Genomic DNA, 20,521 nt, shown 5'->3' with positions numbered 1-20,521 from the left:
GGAAGGCACCGTGCCGCGCCGGGCCGCGCATCCAGCCCGGCCCGGCATCGGCTCCCGGCACCGGAAAACCCCGTGCCGCCGCCCCGCCCCCGCCGTACCGTCCCCTGCCATGACCTCACCGCCCGGCCGTTCCGGCCGCCTCACCTTCCACGGCCCCCTGTCCGAGACCCGCGCGGAGACCCTCGTACGACGTCTCGCCGACACCTCCCCGCGCACCGTCCTGGACATCGGCTGCGGCCGGGGCGAGCTCATGCTGCGCGTCCTGGCCGCCGCCCCGCACGCGACCGGCACCGGGATCGACCTCGACGCCGAGGACCTGGCCCGGGGCCGGCGGGCCGCCGAGGCACGCGGTCTCACGCCCCGGGTCCGCTTCCTGGAGGAGTCCGCCACCGGCACGCCCCACGGCCCGGCCGACCTCGTGCTGTGCGTGGGCGCGAGCCAGGCCCTCGGCGGCGGTCTGCCCGAGGCTCTCGCCGCACTCCGCCGCCTCGTCACCGACGGCGGCCGGGTCCTGCTCGGTGAGGGCTTCTGGCAGCGCACCCCGACCGGGGCCGAGCTCTCCCGGATGTGGCCGGGCGCCGCCGCCACCGACCATCCCGGCCTCCCGGGCCTGATCGAGCTGGTGATCGCGGCGGGGTTCCGGCCGGAGTGGACGGAGACGGCGAGCCTCGACGAGTGGGAGCAGTTCGAGTCGGCGTACCTGGCGGACACCGAGGTGTGGCTCGCCGAGCACCCCGGGCACCCGCGGGCCGAGGAGACACGGCAGCGCGCCGACCGCCACCGCGCCGCCTGGCTCACCTACCGCGGCGTCCTCGGGCTGGCGTACCTCACACTTGTGCCTGTGACGGCCCGTCGACCGGGTGACCAGGCGGCGACCGGGTGACTACGCCGGGACGTGCACCGTCTCCACCCGGCTCGCCACCAGCCGCTCCCGCTCCCGCCGCGCCGCCCGCCTGCGCAGCCGCAGGATCTGCGTGACGCCGAGCGCCTGGAGCACGAAGACGGCCGAGAAGGCCACCGTGTAGTCGTCGCCGGTGGCGTCCAGCAGCACGCCGATCGCGAACAGCGTGGTCATGGACGCCACGAAGCCGCCCATGTTGGTGATGCCGGAGGCCGTGCCCTGCCGCTCGGGCGGGTTCGCCGGGCGGGCGAAGTCGAAGCCGATCATCGACGCGGGCCCGCACGCCCCGAGCACCACGCACAGCACGATCAGCAGCCACATCGGGGCGTGCGGCGCGGGGTGCAGCAGCGTCGCCGCCCACAGGGCCGCCGTCGCGCCGACCGTGCCGAGCGCGAGCGGCAGCCGGGCCCCGTGGTGCCGGGCGATGATCTGGCCGTAGACCAGGCCGACGACCATGTTGGACAGCACCACCAGCGTGAGGAGTTCACCGGCTGTCGCCCGGGACAGGCCCTGTGCCTCGACCAGGAACGGCAGGCCCCACAGCAGCAGGAAGACCATCGCCGGGAACTGGGTGGTGAAGTGCACCCACAGGCCCAGGCGGGTCCCGGGCTCCCGCCAGGAGGCGGCGATCTGGCGCCGTACGTAGGCCCCGCCGCGGTGCGGGACCGGCTCCGGTTCGTGGCCCTCCGGGTGGTCCTTGAGGAAGAGCACGACCAGCACGAACACCACGGCCCCGGCGGCGGCGCTGCCCGCGAAGGCGGCGGTCCAGCCGATGCCGTGCAGCAGCCGGGCCAGGACGAGCGTGGAGACGAGGTTGCCCGCCATGCCCACCAGACCCGCCAGCTGCGCGACGAGCGGCCCGCGCCGGGCCGGGAACCACCGGGTGCCCAGCCGCAGCACGCTGATGAACGTCAGCGCGTCACCGCAGCCGAGCAGCGCCCGGGAGGCGAGCGCCATGCCGTACGACGGGGAGAACGCGAAGCCCAGCTGCCCCGCCGTGAACAGCACCGCGCCGAGCGCGAGCACCTTCTTGGTGCCGAGCCGGTCGACGAGCAGGCCGACGGGTATCTGCATGCCCGCGTAGACCAGCAGCTGGAGGATGGAGAAGGTGGACAGGGCCGAGGCGTTGACGTGGAAGCGGTCGGCGGCGTCCAGGCCGGCCACGCCCAGGGACGTGCGGAAGATGACCGCGACGAAGTAGACCGAGACGCCGACGCCCCAGACGGCCAGCGCCCGCCGCCCGCCAGGGGGATCACCGGGCAGCGTCGTGGAGCTCATCGGACCTCCCCCCGTGCCAGGTGCGAGAACCAGCCGACGTGCCGGTGGACGAGCCCGACGGCCGCGTCGGCGTCCCCGGCGCGCAGCGCGTCGAGGATCTCCTCGTGCTCGGCGAGGGTCTTGGCGATGCGGTCGGGGTGGGAGTGCATCACGGCCACGCCCATGCGCAGCTGGCGGTCGCGCAGCTGGTCGTAGAGGCGGGAGAGGATCTCGTTGCCGCCGCTGCGCACGATCTCGGCGTGGAAGCAGCGGTCGGTGACGGCGGCCCCGGCGAGGTCGCCCGCCGCGGCCTGCTTCTTCTGACGGGCCAGCAGCTCCTCCAGGCGCTCGATGAGCCCGGGAGGGGCGGGCACGGCCTTGCGCGCCGCGTGCTCCTCGACGAGCAGCCGGGTCTCGACGACGTCGGCGATCTCCTGCGCGGAGACGGGCAGGACCAGGGCGCCCTTCTTGGGGTAGAGCCGGATCAGACCCTCGGCCTCCAGCCGGAGCAGCGCCTCGCGCACCGGCGTGCGCGAGACCCCGACGGCCTCGGCCAGCTCGCCCTCGGTGAGGAGGGTCCCGCCCTCGTAACGGCGCTCCAGGACGCCCTGTTTGACGTGGGTGTAGACGCGGTCGGCGGCGGGGGGTTGCTTCACGGCCAGGGTCATGCGGACAGCATAGATACAACAGGTGTGCATGGATGCATCCGTCCAGTATGCGGACCTGTATGTCACACATCTGTGGCAAAGCGGGGGTCCCGCCGGGTGTGAGCACAACCAACTGTGCTACTTACAAGTCAGACACGTGCGGCCCCTTTCTCCTCGTCCTCAACTCGGCCGCACCGTTGGGGCATTCAACGCAATCGGGGTACTTGACTTGATAACCGGCATTAAGGGCACCCGTCTCCGCAGAGCCGCGGCCGTCGCCGTGACCACCGGCGCCATGCTCGCGACCGGAGCCCTCACCACCACGCAGGCGCAGGCCGCCGCCACGCCGTCGATCGCCGCCAAGGGCGGCTACGTGATGAACAACGCGACCGGCAAGTCGCTCTACACCAAGGCGGCGGACACGCGCCGTTCGACCGGCTCGACCACCAAGATCATGACCGCCCTGGTGGTGCTGAAGCAGTCGAACCTCAACCTGGACAGCAAGGTCACGGTCCAGAAGGCGTACAGCGACTACATCGTCGACAACAACTGGGCGTCCAACGCCAAGCTGATCGTCGGCGACAAGGTCACCGTCCGCCAGCTGCTGTACGGGCTGATGCTGCCGTCCGGCTGCGACGCGGCGTACGCGCTCGCCGACAAGTTCGGCTCGGGCTCGACGCGGGCGGCGCGCGTGAAGTCGTTCATCGGCAAGATGAACACCACCGCCAAGAACCTGGGCCTGAAGAACACCCACTTCGACTCGTTCGACGGCATCGGCAAGGGCGCCAACTACTCCACGCCGCGCGACCTGACGAAGCTCGCCAGCGCGGCGATGAAGAACTCCACGTTCCGTACGGTCGTCAAGACGAAGAAGTACACGGCGAAGACGACCACCAAGTCCGGCGGCACGCGGACGATGGCGCCGTGGGAGAACACCAACCCGCTGCTCAGCAGCTACACCGGCGCGATCGGTGTGAAGACCGGCTCCGGCCCGGAGGCCGGCTACTGCCTGGTCTTCGCCGCCACCCGCAACGGCAAGACAGTCATCGGCACGGTCCTGGCCTCGACCAGCGCGACGGCCCGCAAGTCGGACGCGACGAAGCTGCTCAACTACGGCTTCACCAAGTAGGCACGCGCGGCACGCGGAAGGGGCTCACCGCCGGTGGCGGTGAGCCCCTTCCGCGTCAGTGCCGGGTCACGCCCAGGTGATCAGGCGCTTGGGCTGCTCCAGGACCGCCGCCACGTCGGCCAGGACCTTCGAGCCCAGCTCGCCGTCGACCAGGCGGTGGTCGAAGGAGAGGGCCAGCGTGGTGACCTGACGGGGCTTCACCTTGCCCTTGTGGACCCACGGCTGGAGCTTGATCGCCCCGACCGCGAGGATCGCGGACTCGCCCGGGTTCAGGATCGGCGTGCCCGTGTCGACCCCGAAGACGCCGACGTTGGTGATCGTCACCGTGCCGCCCTGCATGGCCGCCGGGGACGTCCTGCCCTCGCGGGCCGTCGCCACCAGCTCGCCCAGCGACTCGGCCAGCTGCGGCAGCGTCTTGGCATGGGCGTCCTTGATGTTCGGCACGATCAGGCCGCGCGGGGTCGCGGCCGCGATGCCCAGGTTGACGTAGTGCTTCACCACGATCTCCTGGGCGGCCTCGTCCCAGGACGCGTTGATCTCGGGGTTGCGCTTGATCGCGACCAGCAGCGCCTTGGCGATCAGCAGCAGGGGGTTCACGCGCAGGCCCGCGAACTCCTTGTCCTGCTTGAGCTCCTCGACCAGCTTCATCGTGCGCGTCACGTCGACCGTCACGAACTCCGTGACGTGCGGCGCGGTGAACGCCGAGCCGACCATCGCCGCCGCGGTCGCCTTGCGGACGCCCTTGACCGGGACGCGGGTCTCGCGCGCGGTGTCGTACGAGGCCGGGGCGGCCACCGGGGCGGGCGTGGGCGCCGGCGCCGGCTCGGTCGCCTGCGGGGCGGCCGTGGCCGCGGCCACCGCCGCGTGCACGTCCTCGCGCGTGATGATGCCGTCCGGGCCGGTCGGCACGACCGTCGTCAGGTCGACGCCCAGGTCCTTGGCCAGCTTGCGCACCGGCGGCTTGGCCAGCGGGCGGTCCGCGCCCGCCGGGGCCGGCACGGTCGCCGGGGCCGCCACGGTCGCCGCCGGAGCCGCCGGCGCGTGGCCGTTCAGCTCCGTCTGGATCGCCGACGAGGCCTGCTGGAGGGGGACCTCCGGGCCCTTGCGGGGGCGGCGGCGGGTGGACGAGGTCGCCACCCCGTAGCCGACGAGGACCGGCTGGCGGCCGGAGCCCTCGGGCTTCGGCTCCGCCGCGGCCTCGGCGGCCTCCGGCTCCGGCTGCGCGGCGGGCGCGGGCGCGGCGCCGCCGCTCACGTCGACCGCGATGATCGACGTGCCCACGTCGACCGTGGTGCCCTCCGGGAAGTGCAGCTCCCGGACCACCCCGTCGTAGGGGATGGGCAGCTCGACGGCCGCCTTCGCCGTCTCGACCTCGCACACGACCTGCCCGTCGGTGACCGTGTCACCGGGCTGGACGTACCACTTGAGGATCTCCGCCTCCGTGAGCCCCTCGCCCACGTCGGGCATCTTGAACTCGCGCACGGACGCTTCCGTCATCGTCGTCACGACCCTCTCCTCAGTACGCCAGCGAGCGGTCGACGGCATCCAGCACCCGGTCCAGGTTCGGCAGGTACTCCTCCTCCAGGCGGGCCGGCGGGTACGGGGCGTGGTAGCCGCCGACCCGGAGCACCGGGGCCTCCAGGTGGTAGAAGCAGCGCTCCGTGATCCGGGCGGCGATCTCCGCGCCCGAGCCGAAGAACACCGGCGCCTCGTGGACCACGACCAGGCGGCGGGTCCTCTCCACCGACGCCTGGATCGAGTCGAAGTCGACCGGGGAGATGGAGCGCAGGTCCAGGACCTCCAGGCTCTTGCCCTCCTCGGCGGCCGCGTCGGCGGCCTCCTGGCAGAGCTTCACCATCGGGCCGTAGGCGGCCAGGGTCAGGTCGGTGCCCTCGCGGACCACCCGGGCCTTGTGCAGGGGGCCCGGGATGGCCTCGGTGTTGACCTCGCCCTTGTCCCAGTAGCGGCGCTTGGGCTCGAAGAAGATCACCGGGTCGTCGCTCTGGATGGCCTGCTGCATCATCCAGTACGCGTCCGAGGCGTTCGACGGGCTGACCACCTTCAGGCCCGCCACATGCGCGAAGAGCGACTCGGGGGACTCCGAGTGGTGCTCGACCGCGCCGATGCCGCCGCCGTAGGGGATGCGCACGACGACGGGCATCTTGACCTTGCCCAGCGAGCGGGCGTGCATCTTCGCGAGCTGCGTGACGATCTGGTCGTACGCCGGGAAGACGAAGCCGTCGAACTGGATCTCCACCACCGGGCGGTAGCCGCGCAGGGCCAGGCCGACCGCCGTGCCGACGATGCCCGACTCGGCGAGCGGGGTGTCGATGACGCGGCTCTCGCCGAAGTCCTTCTGCAGGCCGTCCGTCACGCGGAAGACGCCGCCGAGCTTGCCGACGTCCTCGCCCATGATCAGGACCTTGTCGTCGGACTCCAGAGCGCGGCGCAGCGACTCGTTGATCGCCTTGGCCAGGGCCATCTTCTCGGCCATCTCAGTTACCCCCCTCGTCGGCGAACGACGCCTGGTACGCGGCGAACCGGGCGCGCTCCTCGTCGACGAGCGCGTGCCCGTCCGCGTAGACGTTCTCGAAGATCGCGAAGTGGTCCGGGTCCGGCATGGCGCGGACCGCCTCGCGCACCCGCCTGCCCAACGCCTCGGACTCGGCCTCCAGTTCCGCGAAGAACGCCTCGTCCGCGTGGTGCGAGGCCTCCAGGTAGCGGCGCAGGCGCAGGATCGGGTCCTTGGCCTCCCAGGCCTGGCGCTCCTCGTCGCCCCGGTAGCGGGTGGGGTCGTCGGAGGTGGTGTGGGCGCCCATCCGGTAGGTGAACGCCTCGACGAGGGTCGGTCCCTCACCGCTGCGGGCCCGCTCCAGGGCCCAGCGGGTGACCGCGAGGCAGCCGAGCACGTCGTTGCCGTCGACCCGGACGCCCGGGAAGCCGAAGCCCTGGGCGCGCTGGTAGATCGGCACCCGGGACTGCTTCTCGGTCGGCTCGGAGATGGCCCACTGGTTGTTCTGGCAGAAGAACACGACCGGGGCGTTGTAGACCGCGGAGAAGGTGAACGACTCGGCCACGTCGCCCTGGCTGGAGGCGCCGTCGCCGAAGTAGGCGATCACCGCGCTGTCCGCGCCGTCCTTGGCGACGCCCATCGCGTAGCCGGTGGCGTGCAGCGTCTGGGAGCCGATGACGATCGTGTAGAGGTGGAAGTTGTTGCCGTTCGGGTCCCAGCCGCCGTTGTTCACGCCGCGGAACATGCCGAGCAGGTTGGTCGGGTCCACGCCGCGGCACCAGGCGACGCCGTGCTCGCGGTAGGTGGGGAAGACGTAGTCGTCGTCGCGCAGGGCCCGGCCGGAGCCGATCTGCGCGGCCTCCTGGCCGAGCAGCGAGGCCCACAGGCCCAGCTCGCCCTGGCGCTGCAGGGAGGTCGCCTCGGCGTCGAAGCGGCGGGTGAGCACCATGTCGCGGTAGAGGCCGCGGAGCTCTTCCGGGGTGACACCGGCGACGTACTTGTCGAACTCGGCGTTCTTGACGCGCTTGCCCTCGGGCGTCAGCAGCTGCACGAGCTGGGGCTCGGTGCCCTTCGCGCCGGCGTCCTTCTTGGCGGTGGTGCGGGTGGTGCGCTTGGTGCCGGTGGTGCCGGCCTTGCTTCCGGCGCTGCGTCGCGGTGTGCGCGCGGCAGTGCTCTCCACGGTCACGTGTGCTCCTCCGTCGGTCCAGCCCCCGGGGTTGCCGGTAGGCCAGTGCGGCTCACCTGTTCTCGACCACCGGGGCACGGGGTGGGTGCCACTCGGCCGGGAACAGGCGTGACAGGTGCCCCGGCGAGCGCCCTGCAGAAAGCACGTTACCCAGTGCGCCACATTTCTGTGAAACCCCTTCTGACCTGCGATTTTGCTTGGATATCCAAGTAAATCGGGAAGGCGGTGAAGGGTCCCTGGTCACAGCCTTGCAGGAGGCCGGAGCTACCGCACGTTAACCCGGTGACCCAGGTCACGGGAAGAGTTCTTTTCCCGGCGTGCCCGAACGACGCGCGCGCGTGGGCCCCGTCTCCGGGTCCCACGCGCGCGTGGATCATGCTTTTCGCGGCGGCTGTCAGGTGCCGCCCTCACCGCCCGGGCCGCCGACGACGCCGGTCGTGGTGCCCGCGTCGGTGCCGCCGGCGGTGTCGCCGGTCGGGGTGCCCGGGTCCGTGGGCTCCTCCTCGGTCGGCTCGCCCGTCGGCTCCTCGGTGGTCGGCTCGCCCGTCGGCTCGCCGGTGGGCGACTCGGGGGCGCTCTGCGACGGCGTGACGGAGGGCGTGTACGAGGGCGTCCAGTTGCCGTTGCCGTTGCCCGTGCCGGTGCCGTCGTCCGTGGACGTGTCGGTCGGCTGGTCGGTCGCCTCGTCGCTCGGCGTCTCGCTGGGCGTCTTGTCCTCGGTCGTCTGCGAGGTGGTCGGCGACTGCTTCTTGCCCGGGTCGTCCTTGCCGCCGCCGGTGTTCTGCAGGGCCAGGGCGACGCCCGCGGCGACGGCGATCACCGCGAGCACGGCGAGGATCCACAGCTTGCCGCGGCCGCTGCCCCGGTTGCCCTGTCCCTCGAAGCCGCCGTCGTCCCCGTTGCCGTAGCCGGCGGGCAGGATCGGCGAGGGGATCTGCGTGGTGCCGGAGGCGTCCCCGGGGTGGCCCATCACGGCCGTGCCGGCGAAGCCGCCCGAAGGGGTGTGCCGGCCCTCGTGCATGTCGACCGGGCCGGTGTTCCAGGTGCCGGTGTGGCCGCCCTGGTCGTAGAGCATCTGCAGCGCGTACTGGACCAGGCCGCGCATCTCCTCGGCCGTCTGGAAGCGGTCGTCGGGCTCCTTGGCCAGCGAGCGCATCACCAGGCCGTCCAGCTCCGGCGGGCAGGCGTCGGAGGCCTCGGACGGCGGGGTCGGGATGTCCTGGACGTGCTGGTAGACCACCGACAGCGGGGTCTCGCCGGTGAACGGCGGGCGCAGCGACAGGAGCTCGTAGAGCAGGCAGCCCGTGGCGTACAGGTCGGAGCGGTGGTCGACGGCCTTGCCGAGGGCCTGCTCGGGGGAGAGGTACTGCGGGGTGCCCATGACCATGCCGGTCTGCGTCATCGTCGTGGACGCGCCGTGCAGGGCGCGGGCGATGCCGAAGTCCATCACCTTCACGGCGCCGTTGTGCGTGATGATGACGTTGGCGGGCTTGATGTCGCGGTGCACGATGCCGTGCTGGTGCGAGTAGGCGAGCGCCTCCAGCACACCGGAGACGATGATCAGCGCCTGCTCGGGGCCGGGCGCCTCGGCGTTCATCAGCAGGTCGCGGATGGTGCGGCCCTCGACCAGCTCCATGACGATGTACGGCACGGACTGGCCGCCGACGAAGTCCTCGCCGGAGTCGTACACGGCGACGATCGCGTGGTGGTTGAGGCCGGCGACCGACTGCGCCTCGCGCGTGAAGCGCGCCTTGGACACCGGGTCCTCGGCGAGGTCGGAGCGGAGCAGCTTGACGGCGACGGTGCGTCCGAGGCGGACGTCCTCGGCGGCGAACACCTCCGCCATGCCGCCCCGGCCGAGCCTGTGGGTCAGCCGGTACCGGCCGTCCCCGACCAGCCCGCCGTTGCCCCAGAGCTCAGGCGCGTCCGACATGCCGCCGCCGGACGCCTCGGGGTCGGACGGGCCCTGAGCGGCCTGCTGCTGTGCCATCAGTCCTCGCCGTCGTTTCTGCCCGCGGTGCGCGCGGTGTTGTTACGGTCTCCGTCGGCCACGCTACAGCCTCCGCGCAAGCCTCCGGTCCGAGACGGGTGCCAGGACCGGCACGAGACGGACGGGCCATGAAACCTTCACTCCGTACTGTCGTGCAAATTCTGTGCACCGGCCGTAGGCCCCCTGTAACGCTTCCGCGACGCTTCTTTCGCGTACGGTCACGGAACGGGCACCGAGCTTGACGTGTCAGTGCCCTGGGGCAGACTTGGCCGGGAATGGCGGTTTGGATCAACGGCGGATCAGCGACAGTCGGCGGCGCCTGCAGGGGCTACGGGGGACGGGGAACATGAGCCAGGACGGCGCACAGGGCCAGTACACGGGGCGGGCGCTCGCCAATGGCCGCTATCAGCTGCGCGACCTGCTCGGCCAGGGCGGCATGGCCTCGGTGCACCTCGCGTACGACAGCGTGCTCGACCGCCAGGTCGCCATCAAGACACTTCACACGGACCTCGGCCGGGAGCAGGCCTTCCGCGAGCGGTTCCGCCGCGAGGCCCAGTCCGTGGCCAAGCTCACGCACACCAACATCGTCTCGGTCTTCGACACCGGCGAGGACACCCTCGACGGCATGACGACGCCGTACATCGTCATGGAGTACGTCGAGGGCCGCCCGCTGGGCTCGGTCCTCGACGAGGACGTCCGGCAGCAGGGCGCGATGCCCGCCGACAAGGCGCTGAAGATCACCGCCGACGTGCTCGCCGCCCTGGAGATCAGCCACGAGATGGGCCTGGTCCACCGGGACATCAAGCCGGGCAACGTGATGATGACCAAGCGCGGCGTGGTCAAGGTCATGGACTTCGGCATCGCCCGCGCCATGCAGTCCGGTGTGACGTCGATGACGCAGACCGGCATGGTCGTCGGCACCCCGCAGTACCTCTCGCCGGAACAGGCCCTGGGCCGCGGCGTCGACGCCCGCTCCGACCTGTACTCGGTCGGCATCATGCTGTTCCAGCTGGTCACCGGACGGCTGCCGTTCGACGCCGACTCCCCGCTGGCCATCGCCTACGCGCACGTCCAGGAGGAGCCGCCGGTCGCCTCCACGATCAACCGGGCGCTGCCGCCGGCCGTGGACGCGCTGATCACCCGCGCCCTGAAGAAGAACCCGAACGAGCGCTTCCCGAGCGCGGAGGCCATGCGCGGCGAGTGCCTGCGCGTGGCGGCGTCCTTCCAGGCCGCGCCGCCGAGCATCGTGCCGGGCACGCAGGCGCAGAGCGGCGCCGGCGTCGGCTCGGCGGTGTTCCCGCCGGTCGACCAGGCGACCCCGGCCCCGTCGGGCCAGGTGCAGACGCCGTACCAGCCGACCCCGCCGCCGAACCCGTACGGCACGCCGGCCCCGGCCTACGGCTACCCGCAGCAGGGCGGCTACCAGACACCGCACCCGGCCGCGTACTCCCCGCAGCCCGGGCCGTCGACCCCGCCGCCGTACAACCTGACGCCCCAGTCCGGGACCGGGCCCTCGGGCGGCGGCCGGAGCAACAAGCCGGTGATCATCGGCTCGGTCATCGTGTCGGTCGTCGCGGTCGGCGGCCTGATCACGGCACTGCTGATGAACGGCGGCGGCGAGGACGACAAGGGCGGCGGCGGCAGCAGCGCCAGTGCGTCGGCGTCCGCGGAGAAGAAGCCCGGCTACCGCGCCCCGGACCCGACGAAGACGATCGAGGCCGAGGAGTGCACGGAGCCGCAGGAGTCGTACAACGACCCCGAGAAGATCGAGATCCCGGACTTCAAGTTCAAGAACATCCAGTCGGTCAAGGCCTGCGCCCAGGCGGCCGGCTGGCAGATCGACACCAAGAACGTCGACGAGAACACCTACGGCGAGGGCACGGTCATGAACCAGTTCCCGTCCAAGGGCACCGACGTCGACCCGGACGACATGCCGACGATCGAGCTCAACGTCTCGACGGGCAACCCGCCGTCCTGACGCCCCGGACGGTCCGGACATGAGGAAGGGCCCGGCGGCTTCGGCCGCCGGGCCCTTTCGTCCGTGGACTCCGCGCGAGGTCTACAGGTACGGGCCGCCGGAGCGGCCGCCGGGCTGCTGCTCGTCGAGGCCCTCGTGGCCGACGCCGGGCGGGAGGGCGCGGCGCATCTGCTCCAGCTGGGCGCGGGCCGCCATCTGCTGGGCGAACAGCGTCGTCTGGATCCCGTGGAAGAGACCCTCCAGCCAGCCGACCAACTGGGCCTGGGCGATGCGCAGTTCCGCGTCGCTCGGGGTCCCCTCGTCCGTGAACGGCAGGGAGAGCCGCTCCAGCTCCTCGACCAGCTCGGGCGCCAGACCGTCCTCCAGCTCCTTGACCGAGCTGGCGTGGATCTCCTTGAGCCGGACCCTGCTGGCCTCGTCCAGGGGAGCCGCGCGCACTTCCTCCAGCAGCTGCTTGATCATGCTGCCGATCCGCATGACCTTCGCGGGCTGCTCCACCTGCTCCGTGACCGGGGTCTCGCGGGAGTCCTCGTCTGAGCCGCCACCGAGCGCCATGCCGTCCTGGCCCACGACCAGGATCTGCGGGTTCTCCGGCGACCTTTCGTTCCTCGGCATCTCCATGCGGCCATTCTCTCGCACGCCCGCACCTCCTCTGCGCGGTGCCCCCGGGTCGGACGATGTTCCGCCGTTCCGTCCGTCGGCCGAACCCGGAGTGCCGCGGGCGCGGGGTGGTGTGACGCTGATGGCCTCGACAGGAACGAACGTGCCGTTTCTGCCCCACCGGGCACGGCGGGAAGGGGTCACCCCCGTGACTCCATGGCTACGCGCACTGCGGGCGGCGGGACTGGTGCTCGCCCTGGGGGCGGGCGCGGTCGTCTCACCGTACGGGGCCGTGCGGTCCCACGCCGCGGTGGTGACCCACGACGAAGCGACCGGCGCGGGTGCCGTCGCCGCCCCGTCCGCCCGGCCGGCCCCGTCCGGGACGGCCAGCCCCTCCCGGGCCGGGAGCCGGGCCGGCGAGGGGCGGGAGCGGCCGGGGCGGCCGGAGAGCACCGAGGAGGAGCCGGAGGCCGCCGGCCGCACCACCGCGCCCGAGGCGTCCCGTGCGGCCCTCCCGCCGCCCGCCGCGCCGACCGAGCCGCCCGTACGGGAGGCCGCCGCCGCACGCGCCGACCGCCCCGTCGGCCCGGTGCTGCGGATCCTGCCGCTGGGCAGCGGCCTGGTGCTCATCGGCCTCGGCCTCGCCCTGGCGTTCGTCGGACTCCGGCTGCGGCGCCCGGGCCCGTTCTAGGCGCCCCGCGGCGTGATCAGCAGCACCTTGCCGATGTGGCCGCTTCCCTCCACGACCCGGTGGGCGGCGGCCGCCTCCGGCATCGGCAGCTCGCGGTCGACGACCGGGCGCAGCCGGCCGTCGGCGAACAGCGGCCAGACGTGTTCGCGGACGGCCGCGACGATGGCCGCCTTCTCCTCCTTCGGCCGGGCCCGCAGGGAGGTGGCGGTGACGGCGGCCCGCTTGGCGAGCAGGGCTCCGATGTTCAGCTCGCCCTTGACGCCGCCCTGCATGCCGATGATCGCGAGCCGGCCGTTGACGGCCAGCGCCCTGACGTTGCGCTCCAGGTACTTGGCGCCCATGTTGTCGAGGATGACGTCGGCCCCGGCGCCGTCGGTGGCCTTCCTGACCTCCTCCACGAAGTCCTGCTCGCGGTAGTTGACCAGGATGTCCGCGCCCAGTTCGGCGCACCGGTCCAGCTTCTCCTTCGTGCCGGCCGTGACGGCGACCCGGGCGCCGAGGGCCTTGGCCAGCTGGATGGCCATGGTGCCGATGCCGCTGGAGCCGCCGTGCACGAGCAGCGTCTCGCCGGGACGCAGGTGGGCGACCATGAACACGTTCGACCAGACCGTGCAGACCACCTCGGGCAGCGCCGCGGCCTGCTTCAGGTCCACGCCCTCGGGCACGGGCAGCAGCTGCCCGGCGGGGACGGCCACCTGCTCGGCGTAGCCGCCGCCGGCCAGCAGCGCGCACACCTCGTCGCCGACGTTCCAGCCGGAGACGCCCGGGCCGGTCGCGGCGACGCGCCCGGAGCACTCCAGGCCGGGGTAGGGGGACGCGCCGGGCGGCGGGTCGTAGAAGCCCTGCCGCTGCAGGAGGTCGGCGCGGTTGACGGCCCCGGCCGTCACCTCGACCAGGACCTCGCCCTCGCCGGGCACCGGATCGGGGACCTCGTCCCAGACCAGCGCCTCGGGCCCACCGGGTTCGGGAATCGTGATCGCATACATGCCAGGGACGCTACCCCCAGCTCCCCGACCGAGTCCGGCCCATCGCCGGGCGGTGCCCGGTGGGCCTTGGTCGGGTCCGTCGCCGGGGCGGTGCCCGGTGGGCCTTGGACCGGTCCTCGCGAAAACCGGTGTGCGGGACCGATGAGTTTGCGCGACGGTAAAGGTCTCCCCGTGCGTAGCCCCCGTGCACCGGAAGGACCCGAAGCATGAGCACGCAGACGTCCGGCCTGGCCATCGAGACCGCGGGCCTGGTGAAAACCTTCGGCGAGACGAGGGCCGTCGACGGAGTCGACCTGGCCGTGCCCGCGGGCACGGTCTACGGCGTCCTCGGCCCGAACGGCGCCGGCAAGACCACCACCGTGAAGATGCTCGCCACGCTCCTGCGGCCCGACGGCGGCCAGGCGCACGTCTTCGGGCACGACGTCGTCCGCGAGGCCGACGAGGTGCGCGGCCGGGTGAGCCTCACCGGCCAGTACGCGTCGGTCGACGAGGACCTCACCGGCACGGAGAACCTGGTCCTGCTGGGCCGGCTGCTCGGGCACCACAAGAAGGCCGCCCGGGACCGCGCCGCCCAGCTGCTGGAGGCCTTCGGGCTCACGGAGGCGGCGGGCAAGCAGGTCAAGCAGTACTCGGGCGGCATGCGGCGCAGGATCGACATCGCCGCGTCCATCCTCAACACCCCCGACCTGCTCTTCCTGGACGAGCCCACGACGGGCCTGGACCCGCGCAGCCGCAACCAGGTCTGGGAGATCGTGCGGGCGGTGGTCGCCCAGGGCACCACCGTGCTGCTGACCACGCAGTACCTGGACGAGGCGGACCAGCTGGCGTCCCGCATCGCCGTCATCGACCGGGGCCGGGTGATCGCCGAGGGCACCAAGGGCGAGCTGAAGTCGTCGGTGGGCGCCGGATCCGTCCATCTGCGGCTGCGCGACGCCGACCAGCGGCCCCTCGCGGCCGACCTGCTGCGCCGGACGCTCGACGCGCGGGTGCAGCTGGAGCCCGACCAGGTGGCCCTGACCGCCCGTCTCGGCACGGCGGCCGGCGACGACTCGGCCGCCGAGCAGGCCGCCCGCGCGCTGAGCGCACTGGCCCGGGCCGGGATCACCGTCGACAACTTCTCCCTGGGCCAGCCCAGCCTGGACGAGGTGTTCCTCGCCCTCACCGGGCACGACACGCACGACTCGCCCGAGCACTCCACCGACCGGAAGGACGAGGTGACGGCATGAGCACCGCGACGACCACCGAGAGCAAGGAACTCGCCCCCGTCAGCACCGAGTCCCTCGCCGCGCTGCTCATCGCCAAGGAGCGGCCGCCGCGGCCCAGCGCCTGGTCGGCGTCGATGACCTTCGGCTGGCGGGCGATCCTGAAGATCAAGCACGTGCCGGAGCAGCTCTTCGACGTCACGGCGTTCCCGATCATGATGGTGCTGATGTACACGTACCTGTTCGGCGGGGCGCTGGCCGGTTCGCCGAAGGAGTACATCCAGTTCCTGCTGCCGGGCATCCTCGTGATGTCGGTCGTGATGATCACGATGTACACGGGCGTCTCGGTGAACACCGACATCGAGAAGGGCGTCTTCGACCGGTTCCGCAGCCTGCCGATCTGGCGGCCGTCGACGATGGTCGGCTATCTGCTGGGCGACGCCCTGCGGTACACGATCGCGTCGGTCGTGATGCTGACCGTCGGCATGATCCTCGGCTACCGGGCGGACGGCGGGGTCGGGGGAGTGCTCGCCGGGATCGCGCTGCTGGTGCTGTTCTCGTTCGCCTTCTCGTGGATCTGGACGATGTTCGGGCTGCTGCTGCGCACCGAGAAGTCGGTGATGGGCGTCAGCATGATGGTGATCTTCCCGCTCACCTTCCTGTCCAACGTCTTCGTCGACCCGAAGACCATGCCGGGCTGGCTGCAGGCGTTCGTCAACAACAGCCCCGTCACGCACCTGGCGTCGGCGGTGCGCGGTCTGATGGCCGGCGACTGGCCGGCCGCCGAGGTCGCCTGGACGCTGGGCTGGGCCGGACTGTTCGTGGTGGTCTTCGGGCCGGTCACGATGCGGCTGTACAACCGGAAGTAGCGCCGGCGGACGACGGCCGGAAACGACGCCGGCGGACGGAACCGGCCCCCGCGCACGAGGCGAGTGCGCGGGGGCCGGTTCTGTGTCTTGCGGGGGCCGGTCCTGTGTCGGTCCTGCGTCTCCAGGGGGGACGGCGTCAGTCGCGGTGCATGGGCCGGATGTCGGGGGTGACCTGGGTCGCCGGTGTCTTGCGGACGATCGTGATGAGCCGGTCGGTCAGCTCCAGCCTGCCCACGGCCGGGTCGTCGTAGCCCAGCACCCGGTGTCCGCGTATGACGCTGACCACCAGGTCGTCGACCTCGCGCGGCGTCTTGCCCACCTCGGCCTTGACGACCGGGCGTTCGACCAGGTCGAGGCCGCTGCCCTGCTGGATGAGGTCCTCCATCACCATGCCCGCGGAAGGGCTGAGCACGGAGAGGCCGAGCAGCCGGCCGGCGGCGCTGGCGCTGGTGATGACGGCGTCGGCGCCGGACTGCTTCAGCAGCGGCGCGTTCTCCTCCTCGCGCACCGCGGCCACGATCTTCGCCCCGCGGTTGAGCTGCCGGGCCGTCAGCGCCACCAGCACCGCCGTGTCGTCGCGCTGGGTGGCGATGATGATCTGACGGGCCTTGTGCACCTCGGCCCGCTTCAGCACCTCGCTGCGGGTGGCGTCCCCGACGATGCCGGCGTAGCCCTCGGCGGTCGCCGCGTCCACCACCTTGGAGCTGGGGTCGACCACGACGACCTGCTCCTTCTTCAGCCCCGTCGCGCAGACGGTCCGGATCGCCGACCGGCCCTTGGTGCCGAAGCCGATGACGACGGTGTGATCGCGCAAGGTGGACCTCCAGCGGGTCAGTCGCCACTCCTCGCGGGTGCGCTCGGTGAGGGCTTCGAGGGTGGTACCGACCAGGATGATCAGGAACAGCACACGCAGGGGCGTGATGACGAGGATGTTGGTGAGCCGGGCGCTTTCGCTGGCCGGGGTGATGTCACCGTAACCGGTGGTGGAGAGGGTGACGGTGGCGTAGTAGAACGCGTCGAGGAAGGTGACGCCCCCGCCCGCGTTGTCGTTGTAGCCGCCGCGGTCGGCGTAGACGATCAGCGCGGTCACGACGAGGACCAGCAGGGCGACGGAGAGCCGCCTGGCGACCTGACGGAACGGGTGCTCCACCACCTTCCTCGGGAGCTTCACCCGATGGGTCACCAGATGCTCGTCGGCCTGGCGGGCGATCGCGTCCTGGCCCGGAAGTTTCACGTGAAACACACCCCGATTCCTCCGGACGCCCAGGGCAGGTCCAGCAGTTCCGCCTCCTGCCCGGGACGGGCGCCGCCGGGCGGTACGACGGCCAGCGCGTCGGCCGCGGCGATGCCGCGCAGCATGGCCGGGCCGTTGTAGTGCAGCGGCACGGCCTGGTCGCCGCGCAGGACGACGGGCACGAGCCGCGTGTCGTACGGATGCCCCTGGACGCCGTCCCGCAGCGGCACGGTGTAGGCCTCCGGGGCAGGGCGGGCGGCGAGGATCCGCAGCAGCGGCTCGGCGAGCGTCAGCAGGCCGGAGACGGCGGCGAGCGGGTTGCCCGGCAGGCCGACCAGATGCTGGGTCTCCGTGGTGCGCGCCAGCAGCATGGGGTGGCCGGGGCGGACCTCGACGCCGTCGACGAGGAGTTCGGCACCGAGCCGGCGCAGCGTGGGATGGACGTGGTCGACGGGGCCGGCCGCGGTGCCGCCGGTGGTGACGACCAGGTCGGCCTCGGAGGTGCCGATCGCCTCGTGCAGCGCGTCGGCGTCGTCGCGGACGCGCCGTACGGAGGTGACCTCGGCGCCGAGCGCCCGGAGCCAGGGCGGCAGCATCGGGCCGAGGGCGTCCCGGATCAGCCCGTCGTGCGGCAGCCCCTCGGTGAGCAGCTCGTCGCCGAGAACGAGGACGTCGGCCCGGGGGCGCGGGACGGCGGTGACGGTGTCGTATCCGGCCGCCGCGGCGAGTCCCAGGACGGCCGGGGTGACCAGGGTGCCGACGGGCAGGAGCTGGTCGCCGGTGCGGCATTCCTGGCCGCGCGGGCGGATGTCCTGGCCGGTGGTGACGTCCCGGGTCGGGTAGAGGCGGCCCTTGTCGTCGGTGCGGCCGTGCTCGGTGCGCAGGACGGCGGTGGTGTCCTGCGGGATGCGGGCGCCGGTGGCGATCGGGACGGCCTCGCCGTCGGTGAGGGGCGCCGCTGCGGCGTGCCCGGCCAGGACGCCTTCGTCCCGGACGGACCAGGGGGCGGGGCCGGCGACCGCCCAGCCGTCCATCGCCGAGGTGTCGAAGGAGGGGAGGTCGGTGAGGGCGTCGAGCGGGGTGGCCAGGGTGAGGCCGAGGGCGGCGCCCAGGGGCACCGAGACGGGGGCGCGGCGGGCGGCCCGGACGGCGGTGCGCGCGGCCCGTTCGGCGACGGCGCGGGCCTCCGGCCAGGGCGTGGCGCGGTGCCGCTCGGAGGGGGCGTGGGCGTCCTGCCGGGGAGGGGCGGGGATGCCGTCCGTCCCGCCCCGGGCGGCGTGGCCGCGCGCGGCGTGGCCGCTGCTGTCGTTCACGAGAGCGAGCACCTCCTCGACGTCGAGGTCCTCGGCGTCCTCGCCGGTACGGCTGCCGGGCGGGGTCATCCGGCGTCCGGCCGGGTGTCGGGGGTGGCGTCGGGGGCGACGTCGGCCCGGGCGGCGGTGGGCGCCGGCGACTCGGCGTCGGAGGTGTTCTCCTCCGCCCAGCGCGTGGCGAGCGCCGCGGCCTTGCGGGCGGCCTCGGCGACCGCCTCGGGGCCGCCGCCCGCCCGTGCGGCCGCGTAGCCGACGAGGAAGGTGGTCAGCGGCGCCGCGGGCCTGGCCACTCCGTGCGCGGCGTCGCGGGCGAGGTCGAGCAGGCCGCGGGTGTCGACGTCGAGGTCGATGCCCAGTTCGTCCTTGACGGCGGAAATCCATTCATCCAACACGTGCCCATGCTCCCTGATACGTGCCCTGGCGGTGGCGATGTCGTCCCAGGTGTCGCAGTCGAAGGACGCGACGGGATCGGCGATGCGGGTGAGGTGCAGCTCGGCGACGAGGCGCCGCAGCGGGAGACCGTGCGGCGAGCCGTGCCGGGCGGTGAGGAGCGCGAGCGTCTCGCGCAGGCGCGCAGCGCGGTACGCGGCCACGAGCGGCTGGTCGCGGCCGTCGGGGTCGGTCAGCAGCACGCCGTCGGCGCCGCTCGCGCGGAGCGTGTCCAGGAGCCGGCCGACGGTCCGTTCGTCGAGGAACGGCAGGTCGGCGGAGACCACGACGACGTGTTCCGCGGTGGTGTGGCGCAGTCCGGCGTCGAGCGCGGCGAGCGGGCCGCCGCCGGGCGGGTCCTCGCGGGCCCAGGTCACGGGGCGCGCGGTGGGGCGGGGTGCGGCGACCACGACGGTGGTCCGCGCCGTGGCGCAGGCCGCGAGCACCCGGTCGAGCAGGGGTCGCCCGCCCACACGCACCCCGGGTTTGTCCGCGCCGCCCAGCCGCCGGGCGGCACCACCGGCGAGCACGACGGCGTCGTACGCGACGGAGGCGAACGCGCCGGGGCCGGCCCCGGCGGGGTCGGCCCGCTGCCCGGGGCCGCTCGCGCCACCGGGTGCGCCGGGGCCGCTCGTGACGCCGGGTGCGCCGGGGCCGCTCGTGACGCCGGGTGCGCCGGGGTGCTGGTGTGCGGTCACCCCCCGAGTATGCGTGCCCCCGCGATCACACGGAACGCGGGGGAAGCGACGCGATCACGAGCGGCAGCTCGCGGGAGGAACAGAAATCACAGCGTCCGCAGCAGCACCGCCGGCTGTTCCACGCAGTCCGCCACGTACCGCAGGAAACCGCCCGCCACGCCGCCGTCGCACACCCGGTGGTCGAAGGTGAGCGAGAGCTGGACGACCTGGCGCACCGCCAGCTCGCCCTCGTGCACCCACGGCTTGGGGACGATCCGGCCGACGCCCAGCATGGCGGCCTCGGGGTGGTTGATGATCGGCGTGGAGCCGTCGACGCCGAAGACGCCGTAGTTGTTCAGCGTGAACGTGCCGCCGGTCAGCTCCGCCGGTGTCAGCGTCCCGGCCCGGCCCGCCTCGGTCAGCCGGGCGAACTCGGCGGTCAGCGACTCGGCGTCGCGCGCGTGCGCGTCCCGCACGACCGGTACGACGAGCCCGCGGTCGGTCTGCGCCGCGAAGCCCAGATGCACGTGGTCGAAGCGGACGACCTCCCTGGCCTCCGTGTCCACCGTGGAGTTGAGCTCGGGGAAGCGGGCCAGGGCGGCGGTGCAGATCCGGGCCAGCAGGGCCAGGAGGGAGATCTTCGGACCGCCGGCCGCGTTCATGGCCGTGCGCGCCCGCATCAGCTCCGTGGCGTCGGCGTCCACCCAGCAGGTCGCGTCCGGGATCTCCCGGCGGCTGCGGGCCAGCTTGTCGGCGACGGCGCCGCGCACGCCCTTGAGCGGTGTGCGGATCTCGCCGGGTGCCATGGTGGCGGAGGACCGGCTCGCCGGGGCGGCCGTGCCCGCCGTCCGCGCGGCACCGGCCGCGCCCGCCGGCTGCGGCACGGGCGCGTGCGGCTGCGCCGCCGGGGCCGCCGTGCC

At 72.9% G+C, this 20,521-nt stretch carries 18 protein-coding genes; 6 read left to right on the top strand and 12 right to left on the bottom strand.

Annotation, left to right across the window (positions count from 1 at the left end; translation table 11 throughout):
- Window positions 1-109: 109 nt before the first annotated feature.
- Entirely contained in the window at window positions 110-883 is a 774-nt protein-coding gene (locus CHR28_RS35380) for an SAM-dependent methyltransferase (RefSeq protein ID WP_094057825.1), read from the top strand.
- Here the strand turns inward: CHR28_RS35380 and CHR28_RS35375 are convergent, their stop codons facing one another.
- Together CHR28_RS35375 and CHR28_RS35370 are read right to left on the bottom strand one after the other, a co-directional pair.
- On the bottom strand, window positions 884-2,179 hold the full coding sequence (locus CHR28_RS35375; protein WP_094057824.1) for an MFS transporter: 1,296 nt from the start codon (window positions 2,177-2,179) through the stop codon (window positions 884-886).
- A complete protein-coding gene (locus CHR28_RS35370; protein WP_094057823.1) occupies window positions 2,176-2,826 on the bottom strand; it encodes a GntR family transcriptional regulator in 651 nt (216 codons plus the stop codon). The genes CHR28_RS35375 and CHR28_RS35370 overlap by 4 nt, the downstream gene beginning before the upstream one ends.
- A gap of 208 nt (window positions 2,827-3,034) precedes the next feature.
- Here CHR28_RS35370 and CHR28_RS35365 point away from each other — a divergent pair, with 208 nt between their 5' ends.
- Window positions 3,035-3,934 (top strand): D-alanyl-D-alanine carboxypeptidase family protein, encoded by a 900-nt coding sequence (locus CHR28_RS35365; protein WP_094057822.1) that lies wholly within the window; start codon window positions 3,035-3,037, stop codon window positions 3,932-3,934.
- 66 nt (window positions 3,935-4,000) lie between these two features.
- Here CHR28_RS35365 and CHR28_RS35360 read toward each other — a convergent pair whose 3' ends face one another.
- The 4 genes from CHR28_RS35360 to CHR28_RS35345 form a co-directional block, all read right to left on the bottom strand.
- Window positions 4,001-5,440, bottom strand: a complete 1,440-nt coding sequence (locus CHR28_RS35360; RefSeq protein ID WP_094057821.1) for a dihydrolipoamide acetyltransferase family protein — start codon at window positions 5,438-5,440, stop codon at window positions 4,001-4,003.
- A gap of 10 nt (window positions 5,441-5,450) precedes the next feature.
- Window positions 5,451-6,428, bottom strand: a complete 978-nt coding sequence (locus tag CHR28_RS35355; protein ID WP_094057820.1) for an alpha-ketoacid dehydrogenase subunit beta — start codon at window positions 6,426-6,428, stop codon at window positions 5,451-5,453.
- Between the two features lies 1 nt (window position 6,429).
- The gene (gene pdhA / locus CHR28_RS35350; protein WP_094057819.1) at window positions 6,430-7,632 is read right to left on the bottom strand and encodes a pyruvate dehydrogenase (acetyl-transferring) E1 component subunit alpha; all 1,203 of its coding nucleotides are present in this window, start codon (window positions 7,630-7,632) and stop codon (window positions 6,430-6,432) included.
- 394 nt (window positions 7,633-8,026) lie between these two features.
- Window positions 8,027-9,622, bottom strand: coding sequence for a protein kinase domain-containing protein (locus tag CHR28_RS35345; protein ID WP_094057818.1), 1,596 nt, complete (start codon window positions 9,620-9,622; stop codon window positions 8,027-8,029).
- A 346-nt stretch (window positions 9,623-9,968) separates the two neighbouring features.
- Here CHR28_RS35345 and CHR28_RS35340 point away from each other — a divergent pair, with 346 nt between their 5' ends.
- Window positions 9,969-11,600, top strand: coding sequence for a protein kinase domain-containing protein (locus tag CHR28_RS35340; protein ID WP_094057817.1), 1,632 nt, complete (start codon window positions 9,969-9,971; stop codon window positions 11,598-11,600).
- Between the two features lie 81 nt (window positions 11,601-11,681).
- On the opposite strand, the gene CHR28_RS35335 is transcribed toward CHR28_RS35340, so the two are convergent.
- The gene (locus CHR28_RS35335; protein WP_094057816.1) at window positions 11,682-12,221 is read right to left on the bottom strand and encodes a bacterial proteasome activator family protein; all 540 of its coding nucleotides are present in this window, start codon (window positions 12,219-12,221) and stop codon (window positions 11,682-11,684) included.
- A 187-nt stretch (window positions 12,222-12,408) separates the two neighbouring features.
- Here CHR28_RS35335 and CHR28_RS35330 point away from each other — a divergent pair, with 187 nt between their 5' ends.
- On the top strand, window positions 12,409-12,891 hold the full coding sequence (locus CHR28_RS35330) for a hypothetical protein (protein ID WP_094057815.1): 483 nt from the start codon (window positions 12,409-12,411) through the stop codon (window positions 12,889-12,891).
- Here CHR28_RS35330 and CHR28_RS35325 read toward each other — a convergent pair.
- On the bottom strand, window positions 12,888-13,877 hold the full coding sequence (locus tag CHR28_RS35325) for an NAD(P)H-quinone oxidoreductase (protein WP_094057814.1): 990 nt from the start codon (window positions 13,875-13,877) through the stop codon (window positions 12,888-12,890). The two genes, CHR28_RS35330 and CHR28_RS35325, sit on opposite strands and share 4 nt — an antisense overlap.
- Window positions 13,878-14,083: 206 nt before the next feature.
- Between CHR28_RS35325 and CHR28_RS35320 the strand changes: the two genes are divergently transcribed.
- Together CHR28_RS35320 and CHR28_RS35315 are read left to right on the top strand one after the other, a co-directional pair.
- A complete protein-coding gene (locus CHR28_RS35320; protein WP_094057813.1) occupies window positions 14,084-15,103 on the top strand; it encodes an ATP-binding cassette domain-containing protein in 1,020 nt (339 codons plus the stop codon).
- The gene (locus CHR28_RS35315; protein ID WP_094057812.1) at window positions 15,100-15,948 is read left to right on the top strand and encodes an ABC transporter permease; all 849 of its coding nucleotides are present in this window, start codon (window positions 15,100-15,102) and stop codon (window positions 15,946-15,948) included. Before CHR28_RS35320 ends, CHR28_RS35315 begins: the two co-directional genes overlap by 4 nt.
- Window positions 15,949-16,084: 136 nt before the next feature.
- On the opposite strand, the gene CHR28_RS35310 is transcribed toward CHR28_RS35315, so the two are convergent.
- From CHR28_RS35310 to CHR28_RS35295, 4 genes are all read right to left on the bottom strand, one after another.
- The gene (locus CHR28_RS35310; protein ID WP_179272679.1) at window positions 16,085-17,182 is read right to left on the bottom strand and encodes a potassium channel family protein; all 1,098 of its coding nucleotides are present in this window, start codon (window positions 17,180-17,182) and stop codon (window positions 16,085-16,087) included.
- Window positions 17,179-18,564 (bottom strand): molybdopterin molybdotransferase MoeA, encoded by a 1,386-nt coding sequence (locus tag CHR28_RS35305; RefSeq protein WP_094057810.1) that lies wholly within the window; start codon window positions 18,562-18,564, stop codon window positions 17,179-17,181. The genes CHR28_RS35310 and CHR28_RS35305 overlap by 4 nt, the downstream gene beginning before the upstream one ends.
- Window positions 18,561-19,454, bottom strand: a complete 894-nt coding sequence (locus tag CHR28_RS35300) for a molybdenum cofactor guanylyltransferase (RefSeq protein ID WP_256984589.1) — start codon at window positions 19,452-19,454, stop codon at window positions 18,561-18,563. Before CHR28_RS35300 ends, CHR28_RS35305 begins: the two co-directional genes overlap by 4 nt.
- A gap of 254 nt (window positions 19,455-19,708) precedes the next feature.
- The coding region (locus CHR28_RS35295) for a dihydrolipoamide acetyltransferase family protein (RefSeq protein ID WP_256984588.1) at window positions 19,709-20,521 on the bottom strand (813 nt) is incomplete at its 5' end.

This window comes from Streptomyces sp. XY006 (assembly GCF_002237655.1).
Lineage (GTDB): Bacteria > Actinomycetota > Actinomycetes > Streptomycetales > Streptomycetaceae > Streptomyces > Streptomyces levis.
This window is presented reverse-complemented; position numbering and strand designations above follow the sequence as displayed.

Coding starts and splice junctions, on each gene's coding strand:
- CHR28_RS35345 (WP_094057818.1), bottom strand. CDS start 9,622: ATGGCACAGCAGCAGGCCGCTCAGGGCCCGTCCGACCCCGAGGCGTCC.
- CHR28_RS35335 (WP_094057816.1), bottom strand. CDS start 12,221: ATGGAGATGCCGAGGAACGAAAGGTCGCCGGAGAACCCGCAGATCCTG.
- CHR28_RS35320 (WP_094057813.1), top strand. CDS start 14,084: ATGAGCACGCAGACGTCCGGCCTGGCCATCGAGACCGCGGGCCTGGTG.
- CHR28_RS35370 (WP_094057823.1), bottom strand. CDS start 2,826: ATGACCCTGGCCGTGAAGCAACCCCCCGCCGCCGACCGCGTCTACACC.
- CHR28_RS35375 (WP_094057824.1), bottom strand. CDS start 2,179: ATGAGCTCCACGACGCTGCCCGGTGATCCCCCTGGCGGGCGGCGGGCG.
- CHR28_RS35340 (WP_094057817.1), top strand. CDS start 9,969: ATGAGCCAGGACGGCGCACAGGGCCAGTACACGGGGCGGGCGCTCGCC.
- CHR28_RS35315 (WP_094057812.1), top strand. CDS start 15,100: ATGAGCACCGCGACGACCACCGAGAGCAAGGAACTCGCCCCCGTCAGC.
- CHR28_RS35380 (WP_094057825.1), top strand. CDS start 110: ATGACCTCACCGCCCGGCCGTTCCGGCCGCCTCACCTTCCACGGCCCC.
- CHR28_RS35355 (WP_094057820.1), bottom strand. CDS start 6,428: ATGGCCGAGAAGATGGCCCTGGCCAAGGCGATCAACGAGTCGCTGCGC.
- CHR28_RS35305 (WP_094057810.1), bottom strand. CDS start 18,564: ATGACCCCGCCCGGCAGCCGTACCGGCGAGGACGCCGAGGACCTCGAC.
- CHR28_RS35325 (WP_094057814.1), bottom strand. CDS start 13,877: ATGTATGCGATCACGATTCCCGAACCCGGTGGGCCCGAGGCGCTGGTC.